The organism is Agromyces sp. NPDC058064 (assembly GCF_042885275.1).
In the GTDB taxonomy this organism is placed as follows: Bacteria; Actinomycetota; Actinomycetes; order Actinomycetales; family Microbacteriaceae; genus Agromyces.
Genome location: NZ_JBHVSE010000004.1, coordinates 118,475 through 141,504, shown reverse-complemented (window position 1 = coordinate 141,504; position 23,030 = coordinate 118,475). Strand labels below are relative to the sequence as shown.

Genomic DNA, 23,030 nt, shown 5'->3' with positions numbered 1-23,030 from the left:
ACCCGAGTCGCACTGCCGATCAGAACCCGAGCCGGCCGAGCTGCCCACGGCCCACCCGAGTCGCACTGCCGATCAGAACCCGAGCCGGCCGAGCTACCCACGGCCCACCCGAGTCGCACTGCCGATCAGAACCCGAGCCGGCCGAACTGCCCACGGCCCACCCGAGTCGCACTGCCGATCAGAACCCGAGCCGGCCGAGCTGCTTCGGGTCGCGCTGCCACTCCTTCGCGACCTTGATGTGCAGTGCGAGGTGCACCTTGCGGCCGAGCAGTCCCTCGATCTGCGCGCGGGCCGTCGTGCCGACCTCGCGCAGGCGCGAGCCTCCCTTGCCGATGATGATGCCCTTCTGGCTGTCACGCTCGACGTAGAGGTTCGCGTAGATCTCGAGGAGGTCCTTGTCTTCGCGCTCGACCATGTCGTCGACGACGACGGCGATCGAGTGCGGCAGCTCGTCGGAGACGCCCTCGAGCGCCGCCTCGCGGATGAACTCGGCGATGCGGTCGGACACGTCCTCGTCGGTGAGGGCGTCGGCGGGATACAGGGGCTGGTCCGACTCGGGCAGGAGCGCCAGCAGTTCGGAGACGAGCACGTCGAGCTGCTCGCCGCGCGGCGCCGAGACGGGGATGATCGCCGCCCACTCGCGCAGCTCGGAGACCGCCAGCAGCTGCTCGGCGACCTTGGACTTCGACGTGGCATCCGTCTTGGTGACGATCGCGACCTTCTTCGCGCGCGGGTACTGCTCGAGCTGCTCGTTGATGAAGCGGTCGCCCGGGCCGATCGGCTCGTTGGCGGGCACACAGAACGCGATCACGTCGACGTCGCCGAGCGTCGACTGCACGAGCGTGTTGAGCCGCTCGCCGAGCAGGGTGCGCGGGCGGTGCAGGCCCGGGGTGTCGACGAGGATGATCTGGCCGTGCTCGCGGTGCACGATGCCGCGGATCGCCCGGCGGGTCGTCTGCGGCTTCGAGCTCGTGATGGCGACCTTCTCGCCGACGAGGGCGTTCGTGAGCGTCGACTTGCCGACGTTCGGGCGCCCGACGAAGGAGACGAATCCGGCACGGTAGTCAGTCACGATGGTTCCTCTCGACGGAGTCGCCCGTATCGAACGCGGCGCGCGCGTCGATGAGGGCCTGATCTGCCTCGACGAGAATCGTCGAGATGCGCTTGCGTCGGCCTTCGGTGCGCTCGGCCTCGAGCCGGAGGCCCGAGACCATCGCGTGCTCCCCCGACGTCGGCAGTCGCCCGAGCTCCTTCGCGAGCAGCCCGCCGGCGGAGTCGACGTCCTCGTCCTCGAGGTCGAGGCCGAAGAGCTCGCCGAGCTCGTCGACGGGCAGGCGCGCGTTCACGCGGTACCGGCCGTCGCCGAGGTCTTCGACCTGGGCGGCCTCGCGGTCGTACTCGTCGGAGATGTCGCCGACGAGCTCCTCGATGAGGTCCTCCAGGGTCACGAGCCCGGCGATGCCGCCGTACTCGTCGACGACCATCGCGAGGTGGTTCGACTCGAGCTGCATCTGCCGCAGGAGCGCGTCGGCCTTCATCGAGTCGGGCACGAACACCGCGGGTCGCACGAGCTCCCCGACCGTCAGCGCCTCCGCGTCGAGGGGTCGCTCGAACCCGAGCCGGGCGAGGTCGCGCAGGTAGAGGATGCCGGTGACGTCGTCGGCGTCGTGCGCGATCACCGGGATGCGCGAGTAGCCGGCCTTCAGGAACACGGCCATCGCGTGCGGCAGGTGCGCGGTCGCGTCGATCGTCACCATGTCGGTGCGGGGCACCATGATCTCGCGCACGACGGTGTCGTTGAACTCGAAGATCGAGTGGATGAGCTCGCGGTCGCCCTCCTCGAGCACCTCGAACTCGGCGGCCTCGTCGACCATGCTGAGCAGCTGCTCCTCGCTCGAGACCCCGGCGAAGCGCAGGCTGCCGGGCGTGACCCGGTTGCCGAGCGAGACGAGCGCGCCCGCGAGCGGGCCGATCAGCACGCGCAAGAAGTGGACGAGCGGTGCGGTCAGCCGCAGCACCATGGGTGCGTGGGCCCGCCCGACGCTCCTCGGGCTCGCGCCGACCAGCACGAAGGAGGCCGCCGTCATGATGAGCGCTGCGCACAGCAGCACGAGCCAGATGTCGTCGATGAAGAAGGTGAAGGCGAGCGTCACGAGCACCGCGGCGGTGGTCTCGGCGACGATGCGCACGAAGTTCACGGTGTTGACGTGGGCGCCCGTGTCGTCGGCGATCGCGAGGATCGACCGTCGGGCGCGGGCGCCGAGGGCGAGGTCGGTGAGGTCGGCGCGCGAGCTCACGCCGACCGCCGCGTCGACGGCGGCCATGAGGCCGCCGAACGCGACGAGCAGGAAGGCGGCGCCGAGGAAGAGCCAGGGCAGCATGGTCAGCGGCGGCGCTCCTGCATCGCGAAGCCCACGAGGATGTCGCGCTGGATGCCGAACATCTCCTTCTCCTCGTCGGGCTCGGCGTGGTCGAACCCGAGCAGGTGCAGGATGCCGTGGGTCGTGAGCAGGAGCAGTTCGTCGACGAGACCGTGGCCGGCGGTGCGGGCCTGCGACTCGGCGACCTGCGGGCAGAGCACGATGTCGCCGAGGAGCCCCGGCGGGGTCGGCGCCTCCTCGGTGCCGGGCCGCAGCTCGTCCATCGGGAAGCTCAGCACGTCGGTCGGGCCCGGCTCGTCCATCCACTGCACGTGCAGCTGCTCCATGGCGCCCTCGTCGACGAGCACGATGGCGAGTTCGGCGTCGCGGTGCACGTGCATCGCGTCGAGCGCGTAGACCGCCAGCCGCTGGATCGCGGCCTCGTCGACCTCGATCGCGGATTCGTTGTTGATCTCGATGCTCAAGACGTGCCCCTTCTCGGCAGGTGGTCGCGGGGTCCGGCGTGCCCGCGCCGCTCGGCGCGGTTCGCGAACTCGCGGGCCTCGGCGCGCTCGAAGCGCTGGGCCTGCTGCCGCTGGTCGAACTCGGTGTAGGCGTCGACGATGCGGCCGACGAGGGTGTGCCGCACGACGTCGTCGCTCGTCAGGCGGGCGAAGTGGATGTCGTCGATGCGATCGAGGATGCGCGTGACGAGGCGGAGCCCCGAGGCGCCGCCGGGCAGGTCGACCTGGGTGACGTCGCCCGTGACGACCATCTTCGAGCCGAAGCCGAGGCGCGTGAGGAACATCTTCATCTGCTCGGGCGTCGTGTTCTGCGCCTCGTCGAGGACCACGAACGAGTCGTTGAGGGTGCGGCCGCGCATGTAGGCGAGGGGCGCCACCTCGACCGTGCCCGAGGCGAGCAGCTTCGGCACGAGCTCCGGGTCCATCATCTCGTTGAGCGCGTCGTAGAGCGGGCGCAGGTACGGGTCGATCTTGTCGGTCAGGGTGCCGGGCAGGAACCCCAGACGCTCGCCGGCCTCGACGGCGGGCCGGGTCAGGATGATGCGGCTGACCTCCTTGCGCTGGAGCGCCTGCACGGCCTTCGCCATGGCGAGGTAGGTCTTGCCGGTGCCGGCCGGGCCGATGCCGAACACGATCGTGTTCTCGTCGATGGCGTCGACGTAGGCGCGCTGGCCCTCGGTCTTCGGCCGGATGGTCTTGCCGCGGCTCGAGACGATGACCTGTCCGAGCAGTTCTGACGGCTTCGCGTCGGGATCGGCGTCGAGCATGCGAGCGGAGCTCCTCACTTCGGTCGGGGTCGGATCCTGGTCGTGGCGCACGAGCTCGAGCAGCTCCTCGATGAGGCGGCGCACTCGGCGCCGCTCGTCGACGTCCCCTCGGATGGAGATCTCGTTGCCCCGGACGTGCACCTCGACGCCCGGGTACTCGCGCTGGACGGTCGTCAGCAGTCGATCCTGCGGGCCGAGCAGCCGCACCATGGCGACGCCGTCGATGCGGAGGCGCTCCTCGTCGGCGCCGGCCTCGGGCGCGTCGGGATCGATCGATTCAGGCTCCGGCAAGCGTGCCCTCCTCGAGGCCGCCGGCGAGCACGTGCGCGTGCACGTGGAAGACGGTCTGACCGGCGGATGCCCCGGTGTTGAAGACGAGCCGGAACTCGCCGTCGGCGAGCTCCGCGGCGATGCCCCGGGCGACCTCGACGAGCTCGGCGAGCAGCTCGGGATCGCCCTCGGCCAGGCCCACGACGTCGCGGTAGTCGGCCGTCTTGGTCGTGACGACCACGTGCACCGGCGCCTGCGGCGCGATGTCGTGGAACGCGATCACCCGGTCGGTCTCCGCGACGATGCGCGCGGGGATCTCGCGCGCGACGATGCGCTCGAAGACGGTCGGTTCAGCGGGCGAGTCGGTCATCACTCCATCGTAGCGAGCGATGGGCTACCACCGCCCGAGCGCCGCGTTGAGCACGGCGATCGCGGCGGGCCCCGCCGTGGAGGTGCGCAGCACCGAGGCGCCGAGGCGCACCGGCTCGGCGCCCGCGGCGGTGAGCTTCGCGAGCTCCTCGGGCGAGATGCCGCCCTCGGGCCCGACCACGAGGGCGAGGTCTCGGCCGTCGGGCCGCAGCTCGGAGAGGGGCGTCGTCGCGGTCGGCTCGAGCAGCAGCATCCGAACGCCCTCGAGACGGGCAGGCAGCTGCGCCGTCGTCGAGACCGGAGACACCTCGGGCAGCCATGAGCGGATCGACTGCTTGACGGCCTCGCGGACGATGCTCGCCCAGCGGGCGCGACCCTTCTCGGCCTTCGGCCCCTCCCAGCGCGAGACGGACCGGGCCGCCGCCCACGGGACGACGGCGTCGACGCCGAGCTCGGTCGCGGCCTGGACGGCCAGCTCGTCGCGGTCGCCCTTCGCGAGGGCCTGCACCAGCGTGATCGCGATCGCGGGCCGCTCCTCGACGAGCACCTCGTCGGCGAGGAGGGTGAGCTCGCGCGACTCGGTCGCGACGACCTGCCCCCGCACGACGACCCCGCGGCCGTCGCCGATGGCGATGCGCTCGCCCGGCCGCACGCGGGCGACCGTGACGGCGTGGCGCGCCTCGTCGCCCGTGAGCCGGAGTTCGGCGCCGGGCGCGAGCCCCCCGAGGTCGAGGGTCTCGTCGAGGTAGAGGCTGCTCATCGCGCGGCCCTGCTCAGCCGAGGAACCGGTCGCGCAGGCGGGCGAAGAGCCCCTGCTGGAAATGGGTGAGCTCGGGTGCCGGCGACTTCTTGGATGCGGCGAACTGCGCGATGAGGTCGCGCTCCTTCGACGAGAGCTTCGTCGGCGTCACGACCTGGACCCCGATCTTGAGGTCGCCCCGGCCGTTGCCGCGGAGGCGCGTCACGCCGCGGTCGCGCACGGTGACGACCTCGCCGCTCTGGACGCCCGCCTTCAGCTCGACCTCGACGTCGCCGTCGAGCGCGTGGATCGTGGCGTTCGTGCCGAGGATCGCATCGGTCATGGCGACCTCGAGGGTCGCCAGCAGGTCGTCGCCGTTGCGGCTGAACACGTCGTGGTTCTTGACCTTGATCTCGAGGTAGAGGTCGCCGTTGGGGCCGCCCGCGGGGCCGGCCTCGCCCGAACCCGGCATCTGCAGCCGCACGCCCGTGTCGACGCCGGCGGGGATGTCGACGGGGACGGTGCGGCGGGCCCGCACGCGGCCCTGCCCCTGGCAGGTGACGCACGGCGTCGCGATGATCGTGCCGTAGCCGCGGCAGGTGCCGCACGGGCTCGAGGTCATCACGTTGCCGAGGAGCGACCGCACCTGGCGCTGGATCTGGCCGGTGCCGCGGCAGATGTCGCAGGTGACGGGCGAGGTGCCCGGCTGGCAGCACGAGCCCTGGCAGGTCTCGCAGCGCACGGCCGTGTCGACCTCGATGTCGCGATGCGTGCCGAAGATCACCTCGTCGAGGCCGACCTCCACGCGGATCAGCGCGTCCTGGCCGCGCTCGCGCCGCGACCGCGGCCCGCGGCTCTGCTGGCCCGCGCCGAAGAAGGTCTCGAAGATGTCGCCGAACCCGCCGAAGCCCTGGCCGCCGAAGCCGCCCTGGTCGCCGAGGTCGTACTGCTGGCGCTGCTTCGGGTCGGAGAGCACGTCGTACGCGTGCGTCACCTCCTTGAACCGCTCGGATGCCTCGGCACCGGGGTTCACGTCGGGGTGGAGTTCGCGAGCCAGTCGGCGGTACGCCTTCTTGATCTCGTCGGGCGTCGCTTCGCGCGAGACGCCGAGGACCTCGTAGTGGTCGGCCACGGAGGGCTTGTCCTTTCGATTGCGGATGCCGGTCTTGCGACGGGCGGAAGGTCAGCTCTCGCCGAGCGTGCGGGAGAGGTAGCGGGCGACCGCGCGGACGGCGGCCATGCTGTTGGAGTAGTCCATGCGGGTGGGGCCGACGACGCCGAGCCGCGAGATGTCGCGGCCCGGGATCTCGAACGCGCTCGACACGATCGAGGTCTCGCCGAGCCCGAACGAGGCGTTCTCGCGGCCGATGCGCACCGCGACCGCGTGCTCGTCGCCCGACATCTCGCCGAAGAGCTTGAGGAGCACGACCTGCTCCTCGATCGCCTCGATCACCCCGAGGATCGAGCCCGCGAAGTCCTGCTCGGTGCGCACGAGGTTCGCCGCACCCGCGACGACGAGCCGGTCGCTGCGCTGCACCCTCGCCTGTTCCGCGAGGGTCGCCGCGAGCGTGTGCAGCACCTCCGCGTGGCGCGGATCGACGGCGTCGATCTCGCCGGAGAGGAGCGCAGTGGCATCGGCCATGGTCGTGCCGGCGACGAGTTCGTTGAGGCGCAGCCGGAGCTCGGCCAGCGTCGACTCCTCGACGGGCTGCTCGAGCTCGGCGAGCCGCTGCTCGACCTGGCCCGAGTCGGCGATGAGGATGCAGAGCACCCGGTTCGGCGAGAGGGAGACGAGTTCGACGTGGCGCACCCTGGCGCTCGCGAAGCTCGGGTACTGCACGACGGCGAGCTGCTTGGTGAGCTGCGAGATGAGGCGCACGGTGCGGGCGAGGAGCTCGTCGAGGTCGCTCGACTCGCCGAGGAAGGTCTCGATGGCCTGCCGCTGCGCCGAGCTCAGCGGGCGCACCTCGGTGAGCTGGTCGACGAAGACGCGGTACCCCTTGTCGGTCGGGATGCGACCGGAGGACGTGTGCGGGGCGGCGATCAGCTCCTCTTCTTCGAGGAGCGCCATGTCGTTGCGGATCGTGGCGGCGGAGACGCCGAACGCGTGGCGCTCGACGATCGTCTTCGAGCCGACGGGCTCGCGAGACGCGACGTAGTCCTGCACGATCGCCCGAAGCACTGCGAGACTGCGTTCTGAGGCCATGCCCCGCTCCCTCCGACGACTTAGCACTCGATCTGTCTGACTGCTAATCATATCGCGACGTCGGGCGACGAGGCCGTTGCCCGCGGCGGTTCGCAGCGCTACCGTATGGATGTCCCGCGAGTCCTCCCGACCGCGAACCCCCTCCCGCACCCGAGTTCACCGAAGCCCGAAAGGCGTGCAATGACCGAGCCCACTCCCCCGCAGCCCGACCCCGCCGGCCAGCCCCAGCCCGCCGCGGCCGGCCCCCTCACGCACGAGCAGGACCTGCAGTGGGCCTCCTTCGCCCACCTCGGCGGCATCCTCGGGTTCCTGCCCTCGCTCATCATCTGGCTCGTCTTCAAGGACCGCGGCCAGTTCACGAACGTCGAGGCGAAGGAGGCGCTGAACTTCCAGATCACCGCAGCCATCGCCTACGTCGCCATCCTGATCGTGAACTCGGTGCTCTCGGCCGTCACCTTCGGCTTCTGGGCGCTGATCGGGTGGGTCCTGCCGCTCGCCCTCTGGGTCGTCGTCATCGTCTTCTCGATCCAGGGCTTCCTCAAGGCGAAGGACGGCAACCACTACCGCTACCCCTTCGCCATCCGGCTCATCAAGTAGCAGCACCTTTCGAGCGCGCCGCCGGGGCTCTTCCCGCGGCGCGCTCTGCTGTGCCAGCATGACGGTTGACGAAGTCTCGCCTTCGGGCGACCCGAGCAAGGAGAAACCCCATGTCCGACGCCACCCCGCCTCCCCCGCCGGCGAACCCCTACGGCCAGAGCCAGCAGCTGAGCCCGTCAGATGAGAAGCTCTGGGCGACGCTCATCCACATCGGCGGCATCTTCTTCAGCTTCGTCCCCGCGCTCATCGGCTACCTCATCCTGAAGGACAAGGGGCCCTTCGTGCGCGCGCACACCGCGACCGCGCTGAACTTCCAGATCACGATGGCGATCGCCTACGTGGTCGGCATCATCCTGACCTTCGTCCTGATCGGCATCTTCGTGCTGATCGCCGTCGGCGTCGTCACGATCGTGTTCAGCATCATCGCCGCCGTGAAGGCCAACCAGGGCGAGCCCTACACCTACCCGCTCGCGATCAAGTTCGTCAGCTAGCCCTCGAGCAGCTGCCGGACGACCGCGTCGGCCAAGAGCCGCCCTCTCCTGGTGAGCGTCAGCACACCCGAGAGGGCGGCTTTCGCGTCGACGAGGCCGTCGGCGATGAGCGCGGCGACGGCGTGCCGCCCGCCCGCGTGCAGGCTCGAGATCTCGAGCCCCTCGCGGATGCGCGTCGAGAGCAGCACGCGCTCGGTCTCGCGGGTCGGCCCGTCGAGCACCTCGCGGCCGACGGCCGGCGAGACCCCCGCTGCGATGCGGTCGGCGTACGCCGAGGGGTGCTTCGCGTTCCACCAGCGCACGCCGCCGACGTGGCTGTGCGCGCCGGGGCCCACGCCCCACCAGTCGTCGCCCCGCCAGTAGCCGAGGTTGTGGCGCGAGCGCTGCGCGGGGCTCGACGCCCAGTTGCTGACCTCGTACCACTCGTACCCGGCCGCCTCGAGCTGCTCGTCGACGAGCTCGTACATGTCGGCCTCGAGGTCGTCGGAGGGCTCGGCGAGCTCGCCGCGGCGGATCTGCCTGGCGAGCTTCGTGCCGTCCTCGACGATGAGGGCGTAGGCGCTCAGGTGGTCGGGGCGCTGCGCGACCGCGTGCTCGACGCTGCGGCGCCAGTCGTCGAGCGACTCCCCCGGAGTGCCGTAGATGAGGTCGAGGCTGACGTCGAGCCCCGCGTCGCGCGCCCACCCGACGACGAGCGGCACGCGCTCGGGATCGTGGGTGCGGTCGAGCGCGGCGAGCACGTGCGGCACCGCCGACTGCATGCCGAACGAGACGCGGGTGAAGCCGCCGTCGGCCAGGCGTGCGAGGTCGTCGGGGCCGACCGAGTCGGGGTTCGCCTCGGTCGTGACCTCGGCGCCCGGTACGAGGCCGAACTCGTCGCGCACCGCGCCGAGCATCGCGACAAGGTCGCGAGCGGGCAGCAGGGTCGGCGTCCCGCCGCCGAAGAAGACGGTCTGCGCCGGTCGAGCGGGCAGGCCGGATGCCTCGAGCACACCGCGTGACATCCGGATCTCGCCGATCGCCTGGCCCGCGTAGTCGCTCTGCCTCGCCCCGCGCAGCTCGTCGGAGGTGTAGGTGTTGAAGTCGCAGTAGCCGCACCGCACCCGGCAGAACGGCACGTGCACGTAGACGCCGAACGCACGGTCGTCCGCGCCGAGCGCGGCCGACGACGGCAGCAGGCCGTCGGCCGGTGCGGGGTCGCCGAGCGGCAGCGCGGCGCCCACGGCTACGCGCCGCTCGCGGGGTGGAGCGCCCGGAGCTCGTCGCGGGTGAGCTCGCGGCGGCGACGGCGGCGGGTCGGTGCGAGCACGGTGCTCAGGCCGCCGGCGGTGGCGAAGATCGACCGGATGGTGAGCCACACGGTGTCGTCGTCGCGATGCTCGAGGATGAAGGACTCCTCGCCCGTCTCGGCGCCGTTCGACGTCGTGCCGTACGCGAATCCGATGCGGTTCGGCTCGTCGATGACGTACACGACGAGCACGGGGGTCTTCGTCGCGCCGAAGCGACGGCGGCGCACCAGGGTCGCGGTCATGCCTGCGGCGATGTACGCGGTGCCGTCGGCGCCGAAGCGGTCCTCCGTGCGGGGCGCGGGCTGCTCGGAGAGCGGCGAACCGTCGTGGTCGAACACGATGCCCGGGTACTGCGCGCCCGTGCCCGCGGAGACGTCGGCGACCGTGAAGCCCGAGCCGCGCTGCACGCCCCAGGTCATCAGCGCCTCGGCCGAGCGTTCGAACCGCTCGCGACCCGAGCCGAGCCGCACCGCGTCCTCTGCGGGGCGGAGGCCCGCCGGCGGATACCGGAGGAAGTCGGGGTCGAGGGTCGCGCCGATCGCGCCGTAGGTGACGGACTGGTCGGTGAAGGTGCTTCTACGGGTCATCGGGGGTCTACTTCTTCGCGTCCTTCTTCTCGACGTCGCCGCTCAGCGCGGCGATGAACGCCTCCTGGGGAACCTCGACGCGGCCCACCATCTTCATGCGCTTCTTGCCCTCCTTCTGCTTCTCGAGGAGCTTGCGCTTGCGGCTGATGTCACCGCCGTAGCACTTCGCCAGGACGTCCTTGCGCATCGCGCGGATCGACTCGCGGGCGATGATGCGGGCGCCGATCGCGGCCTGGATGGGCACCTCGAACTGCTGGCGCGGGATGAGCTCGCGAAGGCGGCCCGTCATGAGCACGCCGTAGGCGTAGGCCTTGTCGCGGTGCACGATCGCGCTGAACGCGTCGACCTGCTCGCCCTGGAGCAGGATGTCGACCTTCACGAGGTCGGCGGCCTGGTCGCCCGTCGGCTCGTAGTCGAGGCTCGCGTAGCCCGCGGTCTTCGACTTCAGCTGGTCGAAGAAGTCGAACACGATCTCGCCGAGCGGCATGTTGTAGCGGATCTCGACGCGGTCCTCGCCGAGGTACTCCATGCCGAGCAGCGTGCCGCGGCGCGACTGGCAGAGCTCCATGATGGTGCCCACGTAGTCCTTCGGGGCGAGGATCGCGGCCTTCACGACGGGCTCGCGCACTTCGGTGATCTTCGCACCGGTCGGGAACTCGCTCGGGTTCGTCACCGTGACGGTCTTGCGGTCTTCGGTCGTGACCTCGTAGACGACGCTCGGCGCGGTCGCGATGAGGTCGAGGCCGAACTCGCGCTGGAGGCGCTCGGTCACGATCTCGAGGTGGAGCAGGCCGAGGAAGCCGCAGCGGAAGCCGAAGCCGAGCGCGACCGAGGTCTCGGGCTCGTACACGAGCGAGGCGTCGGAGAGCTTCAGCTTGTCGAGCGCCTCGCGGAGCTCGGGGTAGTCGCTGCCGTCGATCGGGTAGAGCCCGGAGAACACCATGGGCAGCGGCTCGGTGTAGCCGGCGAGCGGTTCGGTCGCGGGCTTCACGGCCGTGGTGACGGTGTCGCCGACCTTCGACTGGCGCACGTCCTTCACGCCGGTGATCAGGTAGCCGACCTCGCCGACGCCGAGGCCCTTCGACGGCTGCGGCTCGGGCGCGCTCACGCCGATCTCGAGGATCTCGTGGGTCGCCTTCGTCGACATCATCTGGATGCGCTCGCGCGGCTTCAGCTGGCCGTCGATCATGCGGACGTAGGTGACGACGCCGCGGTAGCTGTCGTAGACGGAGTCGAAGATCATGGCCCGCGGCGGGGCATCCGCATCGCCGACGGGAGCCGGGATGCGCTCGACGACGCGGTCGAGGAGCTCCTCGACGCCGACGCCCGTCTTGCCCGAGACCTTCAGCACGTCGTCGGGCGAACCGCCGATGAGGTCGGCGAGCTCCTTCGCGTACTTCTCGGGGTCGGCGGCCGGCAGGTCGATCTTGTTGAGCACCGGGATGATCTCGAGGTCGTTCTCGAGCGCCAGGTACAGGTTCGCGAGCGTCTGGGCCTCGATGCCCTGCGCCGCGTCGACGAGGAGGATCGCGCCCTCGCAGGCCGCGAGCGACCGCGAGACCTCGTACGAGAAGTCGACGTGCCCCGGGGTGTCGATCATGTTGAGGGCGTAGGCGCGGTCGCCCTGCTGCCACGGCATGCGCACGGCCTGGCTCTTGATCGTGATGCCGCGCTCGCGCTCGATGTCCATGCGATCGAGGTACTGCGCGCGCATGTCGCGGTCGCTGACGATGCCCGTGATCTGCAGCATGCGGTCGGCGAGCGTCGACTTGCCGTGGTCGATATGCGCGATGATGCAGAAATTGCGGATCGACGCGGGGTCGGTGGCGGCGGGCACCGGCGGGTTCACAGCTCTCGGAGACATCCAGACGATTCTCCCATGACTTCGCTTCAGACTTTCGACGGATGCCTCGCGGCGGGCCCCGAGACTACGCTCGAAGCACCATGACGACGGCTGAGACCCCCCTCCTGGGCGACGAGCGCGTGGCGCGATCGGCGCTGCGGCCGGTCTTCGTCGCGCTCCGGCTCGGCCTCCACCTCCTCGTCGTCGGACTCACGCTCTTCGTCGTCGTGCGCGCCCTGCTCGTCGACGACCAGGCCGAGGTGCCCATCACCATCCTCGCCGTCGCCTTCCTCGCCTGCTACGGCGCGGGCATCGCGACCGCGCACCGGCACCTGCCGACGTTCGCCCGCGTGCTCTGGCTCGCATCGCTCCTGGCGCTCTGGGTGGGCATGTCGGCACTGACGCCCGACGCGGCGTTCCTCGCCTTCCCGCTCTTCTTCCTCGAGCTGCACGTGCTCGCGGCGCCGATCTCGGTGCCGCTCGTCGTCATCACCTTCGGCCTCTCGGTGTGGGGCACGGCCACCCATCTCGGCTTCGAGGTCGGATCGATCCTCGGACCGCTCATCAGCGCGGGCGTCGCGATCGTGATCGGGCTCGGCTACCGGGCCATGTCGCAGGAGACGCAGGAGCGCCAGGCGCTCATCCTCGACCTCATCGCCACCCGCGAGGAGCTCGCGGCGGCGAGCCGCGAGGCCGGCACCCTCGCCGAGCGCGAGCGGCTCGCCCGCGAGATCCACGACACCGTCGCGCAGGGGCTCTCGAGCATCCAGATGCTGCTGCACGCCGCCGAGCGCGACGTCGACGACGAGCGGGTGAGCGAGAAGCTGCGGCTCGCCCGTGAGACCGCCGCCGAGAACCTCGGCGAGGCGCGCCGGTTCATCCGCGAGCTCACCCCGCCGTCGCTCGACGAGCAGACGCTCCCGTCCGCGCTCCGCCGCCTCACCGAGGCCGTGAACGAGCAGGCGAGCCAGGCCGGCGCGGGCACCCGGGTCGAGTTCGCGACGAGCGGCGAGCCCGTGCTGCTGCCGATGTCCGTCGACGCCGCGCTCCTCCGCATCGCGCAGGGCTCGCTCGCGAACGTGCTGCGCCATGCCGACGCCCGCGCCTGCTCCCTCACCCTGAGCTACCTCGGCGACGAGATCGCCCTCGACGTCGTCGACGACGGCCTCGGCTTCGACGCCGAGGCCGTGGCCCGCCGCGCCGACCCCGCCGAGTTCGGACTCCGCGCCATCCGCCGCCGGGCCGAGGAGCTCGGCGGCACGGTCGACCTCGAGACCGCCCCAGGCGAGGGCACGGCGCTCTCGGTGCGCATCCCGGTGGTGGCGTCGTGATCCGGCTGCTGCTCGCCGACGACCACCCCGTCGTCCGCGCGGGCATCCGCGCGATGCTCGAGTCCGAGGCCGACCTCGAGGTCGTCGGCGAGGCCGCCACCGCCGAGGACGCCGTGCGGCTCGCGCAGGGCGACGCGGTCGACCTCGTCCTCATGGACCTCCAGTTCCCCGGCACCGTGCAGGGCGCGGAGGCCACCCGCCGCATCCGGGCGGTGCCCGGCGCTCCCCGGGTGCTCGTGCTGACGAACTACGACACCGACGCCGACATCCTCGGTGCGATCGAGGCCGGCGCGAGCGGGTACCTGCTGAAGGACGCCCCGCCCGACACGTTGCTCGCCGCGGTGCGCGCGGCCGCGGTCGGCGAGCAGGCGCTCGCCCCGGGCCTCTCGTCGCGGCTCGACGCGTCCCAGTCCTCGGGCGAACGCCTCACGGTGCGCGAGTCCGAGGTGCTCTCGCTCGTCGCCGAAGGCCGCACCAACCGCGAGATCGGCAAGACGCTGTTCCTCAGCGAGGCGACCGTGAAGTCGCACCTCGTGCACATCTTCACGAAGCTCGGCGTCGGTTCACGCACGGCGGCCGTCGCGCGCGCCCGCGAACTCGGGGCGATCAGGGCGGGCTGAACGATGCCCCGCGCACGCATCGTGCTCGTCCACGGCATCCGCACCTCGGCGACGATGTGGCGGAGGCAGCTCGAGGCCTTCGCGGTGCACGGGATCGACGCGGTGGCGATCGACCTGCCCGGCCACGGCTCGCGTATCGGCGGCGAGTTCTCGATCGACGAGGCGATGTCGATCATCGACGCCGCGCTGAACCCGCCGGGCGCCGCTGAGGGCGCGGGCGGCGATGGCGGGCACGACGACGACGCCGTGCCGCGCCTGCTCGTCGGGCTCAGTCTCGGCGGCTACCTCGCGATCGAGTTCGCGGCGAGGCATCCCGATCGGCTCGACGGGCTCGTGGCGGCCTCGTGCGGAACGCTCCCCCGCGGCTCGGCGCTCGCCGCCTACCAGTCGATCGCCGCGTCGATCGCGCGGCTGCCCGACCGCGGGCGCGGGCTCAACGACGCGGTGGCGTCGATCTTCCTCAGCCGCGAGGCGGTGCGCGACATCGTCGACGGCGGCGTCGCCCTCGACGTGATGGCTCCGGCGCTCACCGCGGTCGGGCGGCTCGATCCGCGCGCGGCCGTCGCGAAGGTGCGCGTGCCGATCTGGTTCGTCAACGGGCGGTACGACCACTTCCGCCTCCAGGAGCGCGTCCTGCTGCGGGCCGCGCGTGACGCTCGGCTCGTGATCGTGCCCGGCGCGACGCACCTCGTGAGCCTCACGCGACCCGACGACTTCACCGCGGTGGTGCTCGGCGCCGTCGCCGAGCTCGATCGTCGCGCGGCCGTCCGCCGCCGCGACGCGGTCCGCCGCATTGGTGCCGCTCGCACGTAGCTGGTATCGTTGTCTGTTGGCTTGCCGTGTGGGTCCCACCCCGCACGATCGCCGGGCACGAGCCCCTCTACCTCGTGACGGCACATCCTGTACCCACACGAGAACGAAAGACGAACCACACGTGGCAAACATCAAGTCGCAGATCAAGCGCATCAAGACCAACCGCAAGGCCGAAGAGCGCAACAAGGCCGTGAAGAGCGAGGTCAAGACCGTCGTCCGCGCCGCTCGCGAGGCCATCGCCTCGGGCGACAAGGACAAGGCCACCGCCGCCGTGCGCGTCGCCACGCGCAAGCTCGACAAGGCCGTGTCGAAGGGCGTCATCCACAAGAACCAGGCCGCGAACCGCAAGTCGGCGATCGCGAAGCAGGCCGCCGCGCTCTGAGTCGCGTCGCACTGCAGTACGGCTGAAGGCCCCGCTCCGGCGGGGCCTTCGTCGTCTCCGGAGCCGCGCAAACAGGCGGCCCCGCTCCGGCGGGGCCTTCGTCGTCTCCGGAACCGCGGAAAAGGGCACGCTTCGGCGGCGCGGGCACTTCTCGCGCGCGGGACTCGCGCGCTCAGCGGCGCCCGCGGGCGGCGATGACGCCGACGAGGCGCTCGAGCGCGAACACCGGGTCGCGCTCGGCGCCCTTGACCGCTGCGTCGGTCTGGGCGAGCGTCTCGATCGCGACGCCGAGGCCCTCGTCGGTCCACCCGACGAGATCGCGTCGGGCCCGGTCGACCTGCCACGGCGCCATGCCGAGCGAGGAGGCCAGCTGGCCGCCGCCGCCGCGCGAGCCCGAGACCTTCGCCATCGTGCGGAGCTTCATGGCGAAGGCCGCGACCATGGGCACCGGGTCTGCCCCGCTGTCGAGGGCGTGACGCAGGGCGATCAGCGCCTCACCGTGCCGGCCCGCGATCGCCGCGTCGGCCACGGCGAAGGAGTTCGTCTCGACCCGGCCGCCGTAGTACCGCGCGACGACCGCCTCGGTGATGTCGCCTGGCGCATCCGACAGCAGCTGGCGGCTCGCGGCGGCGAGCTCGCGCAGGTCGTCGCTGAAGGCCCCGACGAGGGCGCGCAGTGCGGCGGGCGCGATCTTGCGCCCCGCCGCGCGGAACTCGGCGACGACGAAATCCTGCTTCTCGGCGTCCTTCTTGAGCTCGGCGCAGACGATCTCGATGCCGCCTCCGCCGCCCGCGCGGATCGCGTCGAGGAGCTTCTTGCCGCGCACTCCGCTGCGGTGGCGCAGCACGAGCGTCGTGGCGTCGGCGGGCTGCTCGAGGTACTCGAGAGCGTCGAGCAGGAAGTCGTCGCTCGACTTCTCCACCCCGCTCACACGGATGAGCCTGGGCTCGCCGAAGAGCGACGGGCTCGCGAGCGTGAGCAGCTCGCCGCGCCGGTAGCCGTCGGCTTCGAGGTCGCTGACCTCGAGCGCCGGGTCCTCGGCGCGGAGGAAGTCGCGCAGCATGCCGATCGCCCGCTCGGCGAGCACGTCTTCGGGCCCCGAGACGAGCACGATCGGCGCCGGCCGCACGGCGTGCCACGCCAACTGCGGAATCGCGACCTTCGCTCGCGCTGAAGCGCCTGCTCCGCGTGCTGCCACCCGTGCCTCCCTGTTCCGACGTCAAGTCTAGGGTCGGCCGCCGACGCCGGAGCGCCGGCCGATCGCGAGGTGGTGCGCGGCGGCCTCAGTCGCGAGCCGAGGGTCCGAGCGGGACGGTATCGGATGCGCCGTCGTGGCGCGCCAGCTCCCAGTCGAGCTCGGATGCCTCGGCCGGGACGAGTCCGTCGAGCCACTCGGCGACGACGCCGGCGATGGCCGCCTCGAGCTCGTCCCGCGACCAGCCCCGCGGCCGGGCAGGGACCTCGGGCTCCCAGCCGTCCTCGCCCCAGGTCACCGCGAAGAGCTCGCGCTCGTCGCCGAGCTCGCGGTCGAGCCGGAACGCGTCGGCGCCGTCGAAGCGGGCCCAGACGCCGAAGGTGCCCTCGGCGTCCTGGTCGGTGAACAGCTCGATGACGACGCCGGCGGTCGCAGGGGTCGCGATCGCGCGCATCGCGGCGAGCCGCTCGGCGGCGACCGCCGACCGGGTGTCGAGGGCCGCGCGGAGCGCGTCGCGGTAGTCAGCGGATCCCACGGGCAACGACGACTCCTCTGCTCCAGACGCACGATGACGCACGCCGTCGCACTCTACCGGCTCACGGCCGGCCTCCCGGCGATCTCCGCTCGCTCGGCTGCACGTGCCGTGACGGCACGCGCATGCGCCGGTACTGCCGGGTGCGCGCGATGCTCGACGAGCCCCGAACGGGGTCTGACCGACGCGGGACATGGATGCTAGCTTCGGCGTGTCGTACCCGCGGCCGCCTCCGCCATGGGGTGTTCCGGCCGTCGGCTGATGAGGGGTGGTCGATGATGACGCGGTCCTTGACGAACGCACTCGCTGCGGTCGTCGCCGTCGTGGCGGCGGTCGGCGCGATCGGAGCGGGCGGTGCCGCAGCAGCGCCGGGCGGGCGGTACACGCCGGGCGCCGAGGGTGCCGGCGATGTCTACTACCCCTACGCCGGGAACGGCGGATACGACGTGGAGCACTACGACCTCGAGATCGCCTACGCGCCGCCGGCGCCGCTCGCGGTGCTCGAGGGCCGGCTGGACGGCGTGGCCACGATCGACCTCGTCGCGACGCAGGACCTCGACCGCCTCGACCTCGACCTGCGCGGGATGGCCGTCGACTCGCTCGCGATCGACGGGAAGCCGGTGCCGGCGATCGATCCGCCGACGCCCGGCGCCGCCGTCGAAGGCGCCGCCTACTGGCAGGTCCAGGACGACGACGCCGGCGTCTGGGAACTCGTCGTTCAGCCACGGCCGAAGCTCAAGGCCGGACAGGAGGTGCGACTCGTGGTCGAGTACGGCGGCCCGACGGGCGTGATGTTCTGGAACACCTCGACCTTCAAGACCGGCTGGGTCACCACTCCCGACGGCGGGATCGCCTCGGGGCTGCCGTCGACCTCGATGACGTGGTATCCCGTCAGCGACCATCCGACCGACAAGGCCACGTACTCCTTCGAGATCACGGTCCCCGAGGGCAAGACCGCGGTGGCCAACGGTCTCCCGTCGGGAGACCCCGTGACGGAAGCCGGATGGACCACGTGGCGCTGGGACGCCCCGGACGCTCAAGCCAGCTATCTCACGACGGTCGCGGTCGGGGACTACGAGCTCCAGCTGCCCGTCGTGTCTCACGACGGAGTGCCCATCCTCGACTACCTCGACGAGGACGTCACCGGCATCGACCGAGCCGTCACGACCGTCAGCCTCTCGCGCGTACCCGGGATGCTCGACCTGTTCTCGGCCAGGTTCGGCCCGTACCCGTTCGCCTCGTTCGGCGCGATCGTCGACGACGACGGAGTCGGCTACGCGATGGAGACCCAGACCCGACCGATCTACGCGAAGCGCACGGACGAGTTCACGGTCGCCCACGAGCTCGCCCATCAGTGGTTCGGCAACGCCGTGAGCCCCGAGCGGTGGCGCGACGTCTGGCTCAGCGAAGGATGGGCGACATACCTGGAATGGATGTGGTGGGCCGAGCGGGCCGAGCAACCCGTGCAGGTGAAGTACGACGAGTGGTACGGTGCGTCGCGCTCCCCCGAGTACTGGGAGTTCCAGGTCGGCGACCCCGGCCCGACCGGCCTCTTCGACGGGCAGGTCTACGATCGTGGTGCGGCCGCAGTCCACGCGCTTCGCGTCGAGGTCGGCGACGAGGCGTTCTTCGAGGCCGCCCGGCTGTGGCTCCAACGCCACGGGGACTCGACCGGAACGACGGAGGACTTCCAGGCGGTGTACGAGGAGGTCGCGGGAACCGACCTGGACGAGTTCTTCCAGGTCTGGCTGTTCGACCAGGTGAAGCCGCCCGCCACGTGGACGACGCCGTAGCCCGGCCGAGTTCGTCGATCGACGCAGGCCGCGCTCCTGCGGATGCCTCACCCGCCCCGAGGGTGGCGGAGCGCCGACGCGCCGGCCTCGCCGCGCTCGCTCCACACCCGCATGCCGCCCTCGGCGGGCGAGAGCGCGATCGTGCCCGACACGTCGGTGCGCAGCGGCACCGTGCCGACGCGATCGAGCAGTTCGAGCAGTCGGGTCGTCGGGTGTCCGTACCCGTTGTCGGCGCCGACCCCGATGAGGCCGACGTCGGCGTCGATCCGCTCGTAGAGGGCGTCGCGCTGGTCGGCCGAGCCGTGGTGCGCCACCTTCACGAGATCGACGTGCCCGAGACCCGAGTCGGTGAGCATGCGCCGCTGCGCGTCCTCGCCGAGATCGCCGAGGAACACCCCGTGGTAACTCGTCGCCATCACTTCGAGCACGACGCTCGCGTCGTTGCCCGGCGGGGTGTCGGGCCGCGGCCAGAGCGTGCGCCACCGGCTGGAACCCAGCGCACCGTGGGCGCCGGCCGTCACCTCGATCGCCTGGGCACCCGAGGCGACGAGCGGGTCGAGCGCTCGCGATGAGCGTTCGCCGTCGAGCGGCCCGTGCAGCACGGTCGACACGATGCCCGCGACCGCGGCGACGCCGCCGACGTGGTCGGCGTCCCAGTGGGTGAGCACGAGCAGGTCGATGCGCTCGATGCCGAGCAGATGGAGGCACCGGGTGAGCGCGGTCGGGTCGGGCCCGGTGTCGATCAACGCGGTGGCGTCCCCGGAGCGGAGGATCACGGCATCACCCTGCCCGACGTCGCAGGCGGCGACCACCCAGTCGCCCGGTCGCAGCGCACGGGTGACGGCGGGCCCACCGACCACGACGCCCACCTGGATCGCGACGGCGACGACGAGGGCACCGGCGATGAGCGCCCGTGCGCGGCGAGCGAGCGGGCGCCCGAGCGAGAGCCGCAGCGCCAGCGCGGTGCACACCGCGAGCAGCAGCGCGCCCGGCGCATCCGGAAGCCAGGGCAGGCGCCCGCCCGGCATCGCTGCGGTCGTGTGCGCGACGACCGCGATCCACTGCGCCGGCAGCCACGCGAGCTGTATAGCGGCGTAACCGAGCGAGGGCAGCACCGGCAGCAGCAGGCATCCGATGAGGCCGGCGACGGTGCCCACCGGTGCGGCCGGCGCCGCGAGCAGGTTCGCCGGCACCCCGTAGACCGCGATCGCCGGGTCGAGCAGCACGAGCACCGGCTGGCACGCGAGCTGCGCGGCGAGCGGCACCCCCAGCACGACGGCGAGCGGCACCGGCATCACGCGTGCGAGCGCCCGCGAGAGCGGCGCGGCGAGCAGCAGAAGCCCGGCGGTCGCGCCCACCGACAGCGCGAATCCGTAGTCGCGCGCGTACCAGGGGTCGACGACGAGCAGCACCACGACGGCCAGCGCGAGGGCCGCGAGTCCGCCGCCGGGTCGCCCGGCCGCGACCGCGATGAGCACGACGACCGCCATCGCCGCGGCCCTGACGACGCTCGACTCGGGCGTCACCAGCACGACGAACGCGCCCAGCGCGAGCAGGGCGACGACCACGCGGATGCCACGCCGCATCCCCAGCGCTGCGGCCAGCGCGAAGGCGGCGGCGGTGATGATCGCGCAGTTCGCGCCCGACACCGCGGTGAGGTGGCTCAGCGAACTGAGACGTTTCCTGTTACCCTCATCCCATGAGCGCGGTCATCTACACGCGGCAGTCCCTAGACAAGACCGGCCAAGCAGCCGGGGTCGGGCGCCAATTGGATGAATGCAGGGCGCTCGCCGCACGTAAGAACATCGCAATCGCCGAAGAGCTCAGTGACAACGACACGTCGGCGACCTCTGGTGTTCGCCGTCCGTCTTTCGAACGCCTCCTATCGCTCGTCGAGGCAGGAGTCGTTAGCACCGTGGTGGTCTGGCACACTGATCGCCTGTATCGCCGAAGTCGTGACCTCGAGCGGATCATCGATGCCGCTGAAAAGGGCCTGCAAATTGTCACGGTCCAGGCGGGCGATTTCGATCTCAATACCCCATCCGGGCGCCTGTTCGCACGAAACCTCGCGAACGTTGCGACGTTCGAAGGTGAACACCGAACCGCCCGGCAGAAAGCGTCGTACCGCCAAAGCGCCGAAGCCGGCATTTGGCATTTCTCACACCGCCCCTTTGGCTATCGCCGCGAAGGCACGGCGGTAGTCGTGGTGCCAGAGGAAGCCTCGGTGGTCCGCGACCTGATGATGCGGTACTACGAGCAAGGCGAATCGCGGCACAGCCTCCATCGGTGGTTGAACGGAAGCGGCATCCTCACACCCCGCGGCAATGAATGGACGATCCCGACGCTCCGCGACCTCCTCACCAACTCGCGGTATGCCGGCATCACGTCATACAACGGTGTGGAGTTGGGCGCACCCCCTCAATGGGAGCCGATCATCGCCGAGAGCGACTGGCGAAGGTGGCAAACCGCTGCTGCGAAACGGAAGCGAAAGTCCACGTTCACATCGGCAAAGCACCTTCTCAGCGGGATCGCCCGGTGCGGCGAGTGCGGCGGAGTGATCTACACGAAGAGGCGGGATGATCGTCTCTCGTACGTCTGCAATGCGAAGCTCTGCGTTTCCCGGAGCGCGGCCCGAGTCGACGACCTCGTCGAGCGAGTCGCGATCGCACGACTTACCCAGCCAGATGCGCTTGATTCACTACGCCCTCAGGCCGAGCCCGTGGAGGCGCTTAACGCCGAGCGGGCCACCTACGCTGCGCGTCTCGAAGATCTCGCCGACCTAATGGCAGACGGAACCTTGGACGCTCATGCGGTGCGCGAGGCAGCCAAACCACTTCGCGCGAAACTGGATGCCCTGGATGCCCGTATCGAGGCGGTCCGAGGCGTCGAGGGGCTTCCCCTTGCCGAACTAGCAGACGATGTCCCCGGCAGATGGTCTGGACTATCGCTGACGCAGAAACGATTGATCATCCGATCACTGATGCAAATCACGATCGAGAAGCAGGTGTCGAGAACTTTCGATCCGAGTTCGATTCGGATCGAGTGGCGTAGCCCAACCGGGCTATGAGTGAAACCCCCGCACCTGTTGGAGCAGGCCGGGGGCATGGAACACGATTCAACGGAGGAATCATGAACACCAACAAGATTACGCCGACAGTCGAGAAGGTCATCAGTGCACTCCCTGACCTGGACACCCTCGCCGACGAGTTGATGCGTCAGGCCGTGAAACTCGAGGAGACTGCCACCGAGCTTGCGGAACTGGCAACAAACGGGGCCGAGTTCGACATCATCCCCAACGGCTATGCCAACGCAAGCGGCGAGACCCGCTACTACATCTCCGAGCACTTCAAGGGCGACCGCTTCGACCACGTCTCACTGCTCGGCGTCGAGCAGTGGGCGAGCATTCACCCGACGGTTCCTCCCGAGGGTCACGAGTGGCGGGACGAGCTCGACGGCGATCTGCACAGGATTCGGCGCGGAGTGTGGGAACTTGTGGCTACTGTCAACATGGGGTCACCCGAAGAGACTTACCCCGAACCGTACAGGTACGCCGTTCTGGAACGAGTCGCAGAATGATCATCCGGATGGAGGCTTGGCCGGCGCTGATGACTCGTGAGACGGCTGCCGCGTACATCGACGGCAGCCTGCGCGACATCGACGAGCTGCGCCACCAGAAGATGATCACCCCCGTTGGGGATTCGAAGCGGATCAAGTTCCGCAAGACCGATATTGACGACTGGATCGAGGGGCTTCGGGAACGGGGCTCGAAGTAGTTACTGGGGAGCCGGGAGACGATGACTCGCAAGAAGAAGTGGCAACCGTATCCGAAGGCGCACGCCGTGACAAAGCGTTCCGACCCTGACGAACTCCCCTTCGTGTCCGTCTACTGTTCAGGTGAAGGCACCCACGCAAAGTGGCGCATCGCGACGTTCATCCCGAGCATCGACGGCGACAATGTCACCTGGTCTGCGAGCGTGTCGGGCTATAGCGACCCATCTGACGATAATCTTCAGCACACAGCCGGCACAGCGTCGCAATGGCTCTCAGGTGACGAGTGGGTCGGACGCGAAGAAACGCGCCACCACGCCTTCGATGAACGGCTGCGGAATCGCTGGGTGTTGAAATGCGATACGTGCCGGTTGCGGAGAGTGATAGCGAATCCACGTGCGTTCGATAAGGCCTTCACAGGGCTTGCGGTTGTCGGAGTAACTGAGATTGAGCTCATCCACTTGATCCACGCAAATCCGGACACACCGTAGCGAAGATGCGCTAAAGGGTGGTAGCTGCTACCCTATACGCGCACGGAGTTAGGGCCGCGAGAA

The 23,030-nt window shown here is 70.4% G+C and carries 25 protein-coding genes; 10 read left to right on the top strand and 15 right to left on the bottom strand.

The features are described 5' to 3' along the window. Positions 1-178: 178 nt before the first annotated feature. The 8 genes from era to hrcA all read right to left on the bottom strand — a co-directional run bounded on the left by era (position 179) and on the right by hrcA (position 7,235). Positions 179-1,072, bottom strand: a complete 894-nt coding sequence (gene era, locus ACFVSL_RS14490; protein WP_386941679.1) for a GTPase Era — start codon at positions 1,070-1,072, stop codon at positions 179-181. Further along, positions 1,065-2,381: a hemolysin family protein gene (locus ACFVSL_RS14485; RefSeq protein ID WP_386941678.1), complete on the bottom strand. Its 1,317-nt coding sequence runs from the start codon at positions 2,379-2,381 to the stop codon at positions 1,065-1,067. Before ACFVSL_RS14485 ends, era begins: the two co-directional genes overlap by 8 nt. Positions 2,382-2,383: 2 nt before the next feature. Then, entirely contained in the window at positions 2,384-2,845 is a 462-nt protein-coding gene (gene ybeY / locus ACFVSL_RS14480; RefSeq protein WP_386941677.1) for an rRNA maturation RNase YbeY, read from the bottom strand. Continuing rightward, a complete protein-coding gene (locus ACFVSL_RS14475; protein WP_386941875.1) occupies positions 2,842-3,861 on the bottom strand; it encodes a PhoH family protein in 1,020 nt (339 codons plus the stop codon). The genes ybeY and ACFVSL_RS14475 overlap by 4 nt, the downstream gene beginning before the upstream one ends. A 67-nt stretch (positions 3,862-3,928) precedes the next feature. Further along, the gene (locus tag ACFVSL_RS14470; RefSeq protein WP_386941676.1) at positions 3,929-4,291 is read right to left on the bottom strand and encodes an HIT domain-containing protein; all 363 of its coding nucleotides are present in this window, start codon (positions 4,289-4,291) and stop codon (positions 3,929-3,931) included. 24 nt (positions 4,292-4,315) lie between these two features. Further along, complete coding sequence (locus ACFVSL_RS14465; RefSeq protein ID WP_386941675.1) at positions 4,316-5,050, bottom strand: 16S rRNA (uracil(1498)-N(3))-methyltransferase; 735 nt, start codon at positions 5,048-5,050, stop codon at positions 4,316-4,318. A 13-nt stretch (positions 5,051-5,063) separates the two neighbouring features. Further along, a complete protein-coding gene (gene dnaJ / locus ACFVSL_RS14460; protein WP_386941674.1) occupies positions 5,064-6,161 on the bottom strand; it encodes a molecular chaperone DnaJ in 1,098 nt (365 codons plus the stop codon). A gap of 51 nt (positions 6,162-6,212) precedes the next feature. Then, positions 6,213-7,235: a heat-inducible transcriptional repressor HrcA gene (hrcA, locus tag ACFVSL_RS14455; RefSeq protein ID WP_386941673.1), complete on the bottom strand. Its 1,023-nt coding sequence runs from the start codon at positions 7,233-7,235 to the stop codon at positions 6,213-6,215. Positions 7,236-7,415: 180 nt separating this feature from the next. Here hrcA and ACFVSL_RS14450 point away from each other — a divergent pair, with 180 nt between their 5' ends. Both ACFVSL_RS14450 and ACFVSL_RS14445 read left to right on the top strand, forming a co-directional pair. Then, the gene (locus ACFVSL_RS14450) at positions 7,416-7,832 is read left to right on the top strand and encodes a DUF4870 domain-containing protein (RefSeq protein WP_386941672.1); all 417 of its coding nucleotides are present in this window, start codon (positions 7,416-7,418) and stop codon (positions 7,830-7,832) included. 110 nt (positions 7,833-7,942) lie between these two features. Next, positions 7,943-8,323 (top strand): DUF4870 domain-containing protein, encoded by a 381-nt coding sequence (locus ACFVSL_RS14445; protein WP_386941671.1) that lies wholly within the window; start codon positions 7,943-7,945, stop codon positions 8,321-8,323. On the opposite strand, the gene hemW is transcribed toward ACFVSL_RS14445, so the two are convergent. The 3 genes from hemW to lepA are packed head-to-tail and all read right to left on the bottom strand — an operon-like array spanning position 8,320 to position 12,063. Further along, positions 8,320-9,546 carry a radical SAM family heme chaperone HemW gene (hemW, locus tag ACFVSL_RS14440; RefSeq protein WP_386941670.1) on the bottom strand — a complete coding sequence of 409 codons (1,227 nt, stop codon included), beginning with the start codon at positions 9,544-9,546 and terminating at the stop codon, positions 8,320-8,322. The genes ACFVSL_RS14445 and hemW overlap by 4 nt on opposite strands. Before the next feature lie 2 nt (positions 9,547-9,548). Then, positions 9,549-10,199, bottom strand: coding sequence for a DUF1990 family protein (locus ACFVSL_RS14435; protein ID WP_386941669.1), 651 nt, complete (start codon positions 10,197-10,199; stop codon positions 9,549-9,551). 7 nt (positions 10,200-10,206) lie between these two features. Next, positions 10,207-12,063: a translation elongation factor 4 gene (gene lepA / locus ACFVSL_RS14430; RefSeq protein WP_386941668.1), complete on the bottom strand. Its 1,857-nt coding sequence runs from the start codon at positions 12,061-12,063 to the stop codon at positions 10,207-10,209. Between the two features lie 80 nt (positions 12,064-12,143). Between lepA and ACFVSL_RS14425 the strand changes: the two genes are divergently transcribed. The 4 genes from ACFVSL_RS14425 (at position 12,144) to rpsT (ending at position 15,188) form a co-directional block, all read left to right on the top strand. Further along, a complete protein-coding gene (locus tag ACFVSL_RS14425) occupies positions 12,144-13,373 on the top strand; it encodes a sensor histidine kinase (protein ID WP_386941667.1) in 1,230 nt (409 codons plus the stop codon). Further along, positions 13,370-13,993: a response regulator gene (locus ACFVSL_RS14420; protein ID WP_386941666.1), complete on the top strand. Its 624-nt coding sequence runs from the start codon at positions 13,370-13,372 to the stop codon at positions 13,991-13,993. Before ACFVSL_RS14425 ends, ACFVSL_RS14420 begins: the two co-directional genes overlap by 4 nt. A gap of 3 nt (positions 13,994-13,996) precedes the next feature. After that, complete coding sequence (locus ACFVSL_RS14415; protein ID WP_386941665.1) at positions 13,997-14,806, top strand: alpha/beta fold hydrolase; 810 nt, start codon at positions 13,997-13,999, stop codon at positions 14,804-14,806. A 121-nt stretch (positions 14,807-14,927) separates the two neighbouring features. Beyond that, positions 14,928-15,188: a 30S ribosomal protein S20 gene (rpsT, locus tag ACFVSL_RS14410; RefSeq protein ID WP_386941664.1), complete on the top strand. Its 261-nt coding sequence runs from the start codon at positions 14,928-14,930 to the stop codon at positions 15,186-15,188. A gap of 172 nt (positions 15,189-15,360) precedes the next feature. On the opposite strand, the gene holA is transcribed toward rpsT, so the two are convergent. Further along, on the bottom strand, positions 15,361-16,332 hold the full coding sequence (holA, locus tag ACFVSL_RS14405) for a DNA polymerase III subunit delta (RefSeq protein ID WP_386941663.1): 972 nt from the start codon (positions 16,330-16,332) through the stop codon (positions 15,361-15,363). A 139-nt stretch (positions 16,333-16,471) separates the two neighbouring features. After that, positions 16,472-16,918 (bottom strand): DUF6389 family protein, encoded by a 447-nt coding sequence (locus ACFVSL_RS14400; RefSeq protein WP_386941662.1) that lies wholly within the window; start codon positions 16,916-16,918, stop codon positions 16,472-16,474. A gap of 287 nt (positions 16,919-17,205) precedes the next feature. Between ACFVSL_RS14400 and ACFVSL_RS14395 the strand changes: the two genes are divergently transcribed. Continuing rightward, positions 17,206-18,708, top strand: a complete 1,503-nt coding sequence (locus tag ACFVSL_RS14395; protein WP_386941661.1) for a M1 family metallopeptidase — start codon at positions 17,206-17,208, stop codon at positions 18,706-18,708. Positions 18,709-18,755: 47 nt separating this feature from the next. Here the strand turns inward: ACFVSL_RS14395 and ACFVSL_RS14390 are convergent, their stop codons facing one another. Further along, positions 18,756-20,375, bottom strand: a complete 1,620-nt coding sequence (locus tag ACFVSL_RS14390) for a ComEC/Rec2 family competence protein (RefSeq protein ID WP_386941874.1) — start codon at positions 20,373-20,375, stop codon at positions 18,756-18,758. Positions 20,376-20,407: 32 nt separating this feature from the next. Here ACFVSL_RS14390 and ACFVSL_RS14385 point away from each other — a divergent pair, with 32 nt between their 5' ends. The 3 genes from ACFVSL_RS14385 to ACFVSL_RS14375 all read left to right on the top strand — a co-directional run bounded on the left by ACFVSL_RS14385 (position 20,408) and on the right by ACFVSL_RS14375 (position 22,481). Next, complete coding sequence (locus ACFVSL_RS14385; RefSeq protein ID WP_386941660.1) at positions 20,408-21,775, top strand: recombinase family protein; 1,368 nt, start codon at positions 20,408-20,410, stop codon at positions 21,773-21,775. Positions 21,776-21,837: 62 nt separating this feature from the next. Continuing rightward, entirely contained in the window at positions 21,838-22,284 is a 447-nt protein-coding gene (locus ACFVSL_RS14380) for a hypothetical protein (protein WP_386941659.1), read from the top strand. Continuing rightward, positions 22,281-22,481 carry a hypothetical protein gene (locus tag ACFVSL_RS14375; protein ID WP_386941658.1) on the top strand — a complete coding sequence of 67 codons (201 nt, stop codon included), beginning with the start codon at positions 22,281-22,283 and terminating at the stop codon, positions 22,479-22,481. The genes ACFVSL_RS14380 and ACFVSL_RS14375 overlap by 4 nt, the downstream gene beginning before the upstream one ends. 270 nt (positions 22,482-22,751) lie before the next feature. Here the strand turns inward: ACFVSL_RS14375 and ACFVSL_RS14370 are convergent, their stop codons facing one another. Next, positions 22,752-22,937, bottom strand: coding sequence for a hypothetical protein (locus ACFVSL_RS14370; protein ID WP_386941657.1), 186 nt, complete (start codon positions 22,935-22,937; stop codon positions 22,752-22,754). Positions 22,938-23,030 lie beyond the last annotated feature (93 nt).